This is a genomic window from Halorubrum sp. Atlit-26R, assembly GCF_003666015.1.
Taxonomy (GTDB): Archaea; Halobacteriota; Halobacteria; order Halobacteriales; family Haloferacaceae; genus Halorubrum.
In genome coordinates this window covers 1-453 of the sequence record NZ_QPLT01000507.1, presented here as the reverse complement: position 1 = coordinate 453, position 453 = coordinate 1, and the positions used below count along the sequence as shown (strand labels likewise).

The window sequence follows — 453 nt, the reverse complement described above, 5'->3', positions numbered from 1 at the left end:
GGTCGACGCCGTCGAGCGCGACCGTGTCGTCGTACCGCTTCCGGAGCCCGTCGACCGCGAGGACGGGGTCCGCTTCAGCGGACGCGGCGTCCGCGTCGGCGGCCGACGGTGGGACATCCGCGTCAGCGTCCGACGACACGGTCTCTCACCTCCTTCACCGCCACGTCCGAGCAGTTGCCGAGGAAGGCGAAAAGCAGGATCGATCCCACGATGATGTCGGGCCGCGCGAGCGTCCGGCCGTCGCTGAGCAGGAACCCGATCCCCTGGCTCGCCGCGATCAGCTCGGCGGCGACGACGAACATCCACGCCAGCCCGACGCCGCCGCGGATCCCGACGAGCAGGTCGGGGAGCGCGGCCGGAAACACGACCCGGCGCAGCGACTCGACGCTGCCGAGGTCGTACACCTCGGCGACCTCCAGCAGCTCCTCGTCGACCGCGGCGATGCCCGTCGAG

The 453-nt window shown here is 72.0% G+C and carries 1 protein-coding gene and 1 pseudogene; both read right to left on the bottom strand.

What is annotated here, in order from left to right:
• A pseudogene (locus DVK07_RS24300) lies at window positions 1-139 on the bottom strand (ABC transporter ATP-binding protein); the annotation flags it as partial.
• The coding region (locus DVK07_RS21685; protein ID WP_121598631.1) for an ABC transporter permease at window positions 123-453 on the bottom strand (331 nt) is incomplete at its 5' end. The gene DVK07_RS21685 and the pseudogene DVK07_RS24300, both read right to left, overlap by 17 nt.